Here is a 7,045-nt window from a genome sequence, read left to right as displayed (position 1 = left end):
TATTCGCCCTTTGTGTCTGAGTTTCTGTTTGATAGATCTTCTACTGTTGCTCCTTGTAGTAGTTTTGCTATGTCTGCTGCTTTTGCTGCGTCTTTTGCTTCTACTCCATTTGCCCAAGTGATTTGATCTCCTACCCATACTGCGATGTCTTTTGCTTTTAAGCCACCTAGTTCTTCTACTTGTTCGGCTGTTGTTTTTGTGTATTGTGCGTTGTAAGTTGCTGCTGCTACTGTTGTTGTATCAGTTGGAACGGCTGGTGTCCATGGGTTTTTTGCATCTTGGGCATATTCTTTTGTTTCACCATTTACATCTTTTGTTCCTGTTGTTGATAATTCTTTGATTGCAGCTTGTAGGTTTGCATTATCATAATTAACGCCTTGTTTTACATCGATATATGATTTTTGCTTTCCTGCATATAAACCATTCTTGTGTGTTCCTGTTATTCCTGTTTTGCCTGCTTCAACTTTTTCGTTTGCATCAAAGGTTAAACGAACATAGCCATCTGCAGGAGCTACAGGATTTCCATCGCCATCAGCTGGTGGTACTAGAACATCTTTTTGATATACCATTTTGATTGTGCCGATTTCTTTTGCGTTTGGCGCTGATATATCAAGTTTATATTCTTTGTTGTCTATTGTTACTGTTTCGCCAGTTGTTTTACCATCAACTTTAAATGTTAAACCATTTCCTGCTTCGTGTAGTTCATCTTCATCAATATCATCTGATGATCTCATGTTGATTTGTTTTGAAGTGTTTGGCAAATCAATTTCAACATCTGTTAATTCAGGTGCAGTTACCTTTGGCATTGTGCCTGTTGGTAAATCTGCTGGGTCTGTTATTGGTCTTCCATAAGGGTCAACGTATTTTACCTCAGCTCTTGGTTCGGCAAGTTCCTTTAGTGTAATATCAAAAACTAACTTACCTGCTCCTCCTGTTGATGAAGAGTAAACATCAATTACACGAACTTCTATATTTTGGTGATAACTAGTTTCTATTGAGGCATTGCCTGTCATAGTTCCATCAACTGGCCACCCTACATTGTGGGTAGTTGTGCCTGCTGCTGTGATTGTTGCAAAAGTTTTTTCATGATCTTGACCATCTTTAGTTTTCCACTTAGCTATAAGTTTAAATTCTTTATTAGGAAGTGCATCCCAATCAAAAGCTCCTCCATTTAAACCTTCAGCTTTTATATTTACTGTAGTGTCGTTTTGAACCGGTGCTCTACGAGGTGCTCTTGCAGGCATTGCCTTTAAACTCATAGGTTCTGCTGTTTCTTTTTTCTTTAATTTACTTAGGTCAAAAGTAAATACTTCCTTATTGCCTTCTACTTTTCCTTCTATTTCAGTTTTTTTGTTTGCGCTATTGGCTTTAACATTTTCTGAAATTGCATATACAGAGTCTCCAAAAGTGGAAACTACCATTAATACTGCAAGGAAAAATGAAAGCAATCTTTTGTTAATTTTCATTTTGCCTCCTTTGGGGAGCTAAGCTCCCCTAATAAAACTTCTTACATTTAACTTTGTTTCTTTTTGATTTTTAGCTTTAACTACTAAACTTTTACTTAACAGCTCTCTCATATGGATTTGAAGTGTAAGTCTTTCCATTTTCAGTTGCTGTACCTGATATAACAAGTTTGTCACCTGATTGTAGTGCATATCCATTGTTAAATCTTACTTTTACAAATGTATTAGGTGCTGTCACTGTTGCACTTGCACTTGAAACTTCTTGTCCATTATTCATAACCTTAATAGTTACAGTGGCGTTGGCTTTATCTGCTGAAACTTTTACAAATTTCTTGCCAGCTCTTTCGCCAGTAATTAAAACTTTTAGTTGATAAGATTCTGTGTAATCTACCTCTGATTCTTGGCTATTGCCAAATTTATCAACTGCTACAATCTTAATTTCAGGAATCTTTCCTTCTTCAATTCCCTTTCTTAAAACTGTGTTAAGTTCTTTGATTATATTTTGTCTATTTTCAACTGTGATTTCTTTTTCCATTTCTACAGGATTTCCGTCTTTATAATCAATTGTTATCTTAACTTTTCTTCCATCAGGAATTTCCTTTATAGTTCCTTCAAGGTCGATAAATCTTCTAAATTCTTCGTCCTTTGCTGTTACATTTGCTTCAGGGCCAGCCTTATCAATTTTTACATACTTACGATTTTCATCGCCGTCTTGTGGTGTGTAATTTGCATCGCCTGTTCCTGTTGAATCGTTAGGTTTAAGATTTGGTTGTTCAGATTTTATTCTTATGATGTCGCCGTCTTTTACATCGCCATCTAAAGTTATCTCTTTCTTTGTTCCCTTATCGTTGTCAGAATCAAGAGTTACTTTTCCTAAATCAACCCATTTATTTTGAGTTTCATCCCATTTTTGTGCAGTGTAAACTGTGCCTTTAGTAGGTTTATTTAAAACTGGGTCTGGAACTTTAAACTCAATCTTTGATTTTCCATCAGCATCGTTTGGAATTTGTTTCATTTCTTCAACAGGTGCAGATGAACCTCTCTTGTTAATTGTAATTCTTCCTTCAGGGCCTGTAACTTCTTGACCAGATTTTTCAACTACATATTTAGCTACGATGTCTTTGTCTGCTTTTCCTTGTAGATTAAGCGGACTTAAAACAAGTTTATCTCCATTAGGAGTAGCTGTTATAGTTCCGTCAGTGTAAGTTCCATCATTTTGTTTTACAAGAGTTACTTCGTTATCGTCTGCGACTTTTAAAATAATCTTTTTAATGTCAGCATTCTTTTCAGCGTCTGTCCAGTGTAATTTAGCTTCTGTTTCATCATCATATACATTGTCAAATACTGGCTTTGGAATATCAATTGGTGTTGATGTGTTCCAAATTTCATATCCAATTACTTCTTGGTTATCTCCATTTGTTAGAAGTGATTTTCTTGAAGTTGCAGATGTAAAGGCATCTACTCCAAGAGTGAAAGATTGGTCTTTTGCAAGTGGATCTCCATAAGGGTTGCCTGCATTTTCGTGTAAGTTTTTAGGTGCATTAGGATCTTGTGTAGCAGTTGAATCTTGAAGTCTTATATAAGTTTTTGCTCCCAATGAACCCCAGTTAGGTGCTGTAAAGTTTGCATAAGCGTCTTTTAAATCATCTGTAACAATTACTGATACATAAGATTTTCTTTGTCCTAATTCGTCAAATCCTGGAACTTTCCAAGTTAAAGGAGTTGTTGATTTGCCATCCCAAGCTTTCAAAGCATTAGTTCCACCTGGAAGTGGATAGTAACTAGCATTTTGGTGAACTGTTGGTGTACCATAATCAGTTACAGCAGTTCTGTGTAGTAAACCTACATTAACTGGCTTTTTATTAGCATCTTCAACAGTATTTACATACTTACCAAATTCTCCTTGATTCTTATCAATATTCATATAAGAAGGATGAACTTTTACTTCAAAGAATGGTCTGTAGTTTGCATATAAGTGAAGGTCTTTACCTTCATCAATTGCATCTAAGAAAATATTATATATTCCTACTCCGTCATTATTATCCTTACTTGGAACATCTTGTGCTCTTAATGCTATAGAGAAAGTATTTGGAATATATCTTGTATATTTGTATTGATCTCCTCTTAAATCTTTGATCCATTCAGTACTCTTTGGAATTCTCTTTGTTCCACCTGAAACTACACCACTTAACAATTCGCCAATTCTTTCATTATTTTTACCAGCAATTAATTTTGATTCTTGTGGATCGTTAGAGTATCTATAAAGTGTCCAACCAAGGAATGAATTGTTTGGTTTGTTAAATAGTTTTGCATTTGCATCTGTAATCTTATCAATTTCAGATTGTTCTCCAGTTACTGGAACCTTAGGAAGTTCTTTAATAACAAGATTACCCTTCATTTTTGAAATTGTTGCACTTGAAACTTGATCAATAATTTTGTTTGTACTATCAATATCAGATATAGTTACTGGAATTGTTATAGTTGTTTCATCTTTAGGATCAGCAGTGTTATTTGAGTGAAGGACGATATTAATACCTTCGCCATAAACTGCGTAAACTGTTCTTTCTTTATCGATTGGAGATTTTGAATCGAAGATGTAATTTTCATTTGCATCAACTTTTTCCCAATCTTTAGCTTCCTTTATAATCTTGTTAGCATCTCTAAGTTCGTTAAATTGTTCTACAGCTGTCTTTCCACCAGCTATGTCTGTTAACTTAGTAGTTGTCCAACCAAGAATTCTCTTACCTTGTGGTACATTTATTTCATTTTTAGTTGGCATTTGTCTCTTTAAGAAAGCTGCCTTTTGATCTTTGTTTGTCAAATCATATTCTAAACCGTCATGGCTAATGATGTTTTGATAAGTCCTGCCGTCAACTTCCTTAGTTTTCTTGTTTTCATCAACATATCTAACATAGTCGCCTTCAAAACCTGATGGTTTATAATTTTTGTTTACTTCTCCTGTCAAGTAATCATATCTGTATTGGTTGCTTAGAGGAGCAATCTTTTCAATAACAGTAAGATTTTCCTTTGATGTTTGTCCATTAAGGTCAAATTTTACTTTTGTTTGAACTTGTTCTATTACTGGTTCTGATTTTAAAGAAGTTTCAGAATAAGTTGTAAATACAATAGGTTGGTCTCTTAATAATCCAAGTTCTTCAACAGCTTTGTTTTGAGTTGCATACTTAATGCTTTCTGCTCCAAAATATTGTTTCTTAATATTAAAAGCAAGTCCTTCGTATTCCTTTTTATCAAAAGTTCTCTTTTCAAAAATAGCTGATGTACCATCATTGTTTACTGCAAATTTTTGAGCTTCTTCTTTTCCGTCAGATCTTAAATAAGCAGTTATATCGCCATCTTTATTTTCTTCTGTGTTAATAAATGATTTTCCTAAATAATGTGTAGACTTAGCTTCTTCTGGAATGTAAAGTTCTGATCTAACTCCACCTTCACTTCTCATAATTCCAGTAAATTCTTTAGAATCTGTGAAAATTTCATCTACTATAGGAACATATTTTTCGATTACAGCTGTTGCACCAACAGTTGAAATTGAGTTTTTAAAATACATTGGTGGGTAGAAAATATCAGAGCCATCAGCTTTAGTAACTTTTTTAAGTCTTAAAAATTTATTACCTGTTAATGATTGTTTATTTTTTAGCTTATCTCCTGATATTCCCTTTTGTTCTCCTGTAACTATATCAAAGTCAACAAAATCAGGAACTCTTGACTTATTTCCATAGTCAAGGTTTGGCAAATAAACTGTTATAGGAGTTCCTGCCTTTATAGTCATACCAGTTTTTATATTATGATCTTTCATATAAAACTGCCAACCATACATATTTATAGCGTAATCATCAGTATCAGGGAAGAAAGCATGTCCTTCTCTTTTCCAAGACTTCCAAATTCCTTCACTGCCACCTATATTTAGCACAAAGTCTTTATCTGCTTGAGCTACCATACCATCTGATATGTTTACGTATGGCTTGAAGTTAATGGTAAAGAAATTACTCTTGTTAGGTTGTATAACTATATCTTCAGTTGTAGTTGTAGTATATTTTCTAACACCTTTATTGTTTGATAGGATATATCTTGTGTCAAACATAAAGTTCTTTGATAGTTCCTTATCCTTAACTAAATCTTCATTTATCTTTTCTGGGTCTATATTATATTCAAAGACCATAATAGATCCAGAACCTTGAGGTCCATCTCTTAAAATATCTTGAAAATCTGTTTTTGGAGATTCAACATAGTTTGGATCTGCTGAATCAACATTATCTTTATACTCATAGCCTGTTTCTGCAAATTGTAAGAATACAGCACCATCTTCACGGTTAAATGTTGGGTTTCCTTCTCCATCAAGCTTTGCTGAGCCATCTGGATTTAATTCCAAACCTTCTATATAACTTGCGTAGATAGGAAGTTTTGTTCCAATTGGCGTTTCATTTTCAGATAGGAAATAGATAGAACCGATTTGATTTTTTTCTTCAGCTGTTTTACCTTTATTTCCTAAGTCAAGATATTTAATGAAGTCTCTATCAAGAGTTTGTCTAATGCCATACTTGTCTCCATCCATCTTTCCGCTAACGACATCTGAAGCAAAAGTATAGATTAGTCTAACTTTTTTATCATCTCTATCAAGTTGTAGGGCTGAGTCTGCTGAATGGAACTGGTCATTTTGTCCACCAACAAATGTAAAAGATTTAGTAGTTGATTCCATTAAATCCTTAGGTCTTTTTGATAAATCACCTACAACTGCAATTTTAGTATAGGTATTATATCCTAGTGCAGCATAGTCAGCACCCTTATATCCTCCAGCTGTAGAGAATATCTTTAAATTGTTGTTATTGCTATTATACAGTCTTAATTGAACTACTTGTGTCTTTTGTGCAAAAGTCTTGTCCCAATCAGTATCAGCTTTTAAAACTATATTAACTTCTCTGTGACCATATTGAGTACCTACATTTCTATAAGGGAATTGTAGGCAGTTGGCGCTTTGTCCCCTAACAGTAGATACATCTAGTGTGTCAAAATTGTTAATAGAAAAAACTTCTGTCTGTTTCCAAAGTACGTATGAAGCCTCTCTATCAATCTTTTGATATAACTCAGATGGGAACCTCATAACAAATCTATCCCAAACACTACTGTCAGCTTGGTTTCTATGGCTAACTTCAAATTTTAGAACTATCCTTCCATTTTGGTCATAGTATCTACCAAGATAAGTAAAGCCAAGGGTATTAAGTGGGTCGGCTCCTCTTTGTCCTTTGATTATTTTTACATTTTCAGGAAGTGACCAATAACCAGAGCCATCATCTGTAGCTGTGGCGTCTTCTTCCCAGTTAACTGAAGGTTTCCCTTCCGGATCTACTGCACGAGTAGATGTGCCAGGAAGTTGTGGTTCTTCAGCAAAGATGTTGAGTGGCAATATTCCTACTATCATAAGTATTGATAAGAATAATGCCATCAATTGTTTTGATTTTTGTTTTTTATCCATTTCATTTCTCCTTTCTATTTAGTACCATAAATAGTGTAAGAAAGGAAGTAATTCCTATCTTGCACTATTTTTGTATAATGAAGAAGTAGTATGA

1 protein-coding gene and 1 pseudogene are annotated in these 7,045 nt (G+C 34.2%); both read right to left on the bottom strand.

Translation table 11 applies throughout. From position 1 onward, the window contains the following. Window positions 1–1,466 (bottom strand): annotated as a pseudogene (locus WMO19_RS09380) (hypothetical protein); the annotation flags it as partial. Window positions 1,467–1,557: 91 nt separating this feature from the next. Beyond that, the gene (locus tag WMO19_RS09375) at window positions 1,558–6,951 is read right to left on the bottom strand and encodes a hypothetical protein (protein ID WP_349171589.1); all 5,394 of its coding nucleotides are present in this window, start codon (window positions 6,949–6,951) and stop codon (window positions 1,558–1,560) included. Window positions 6,952–7,045: the final 94 nt, after the last annotated feature.

The sequence above is a fragment of the Peptoniphilus hominis (ex Hitch et al. 2025) genome, assembly GCF_040096015.1.
GTDB classification, from domain to species: domain Bacteria; phylum Bacillota; class Clostridia; order Tissierellales; family Peptoniphilaceae; genus Peptoniphilus_A; species Peptoniphilus_A hominis.
The sequence above is the reverse complement of the archived record's forward strand: the minus strand, read 5'-3'. Positions and strand labels throughout refer to the sequence as shown.

Bases quoted from the DNA above. Each gene is read 5' to 3' on its own strand.
- WMO19_RS09375 (WP_349171589.1), bottom strand. From the start codon at position 6,951: ATGGATAAAAAACAAAAATCAAAACAATTGATGGCATTATTCTTATCA.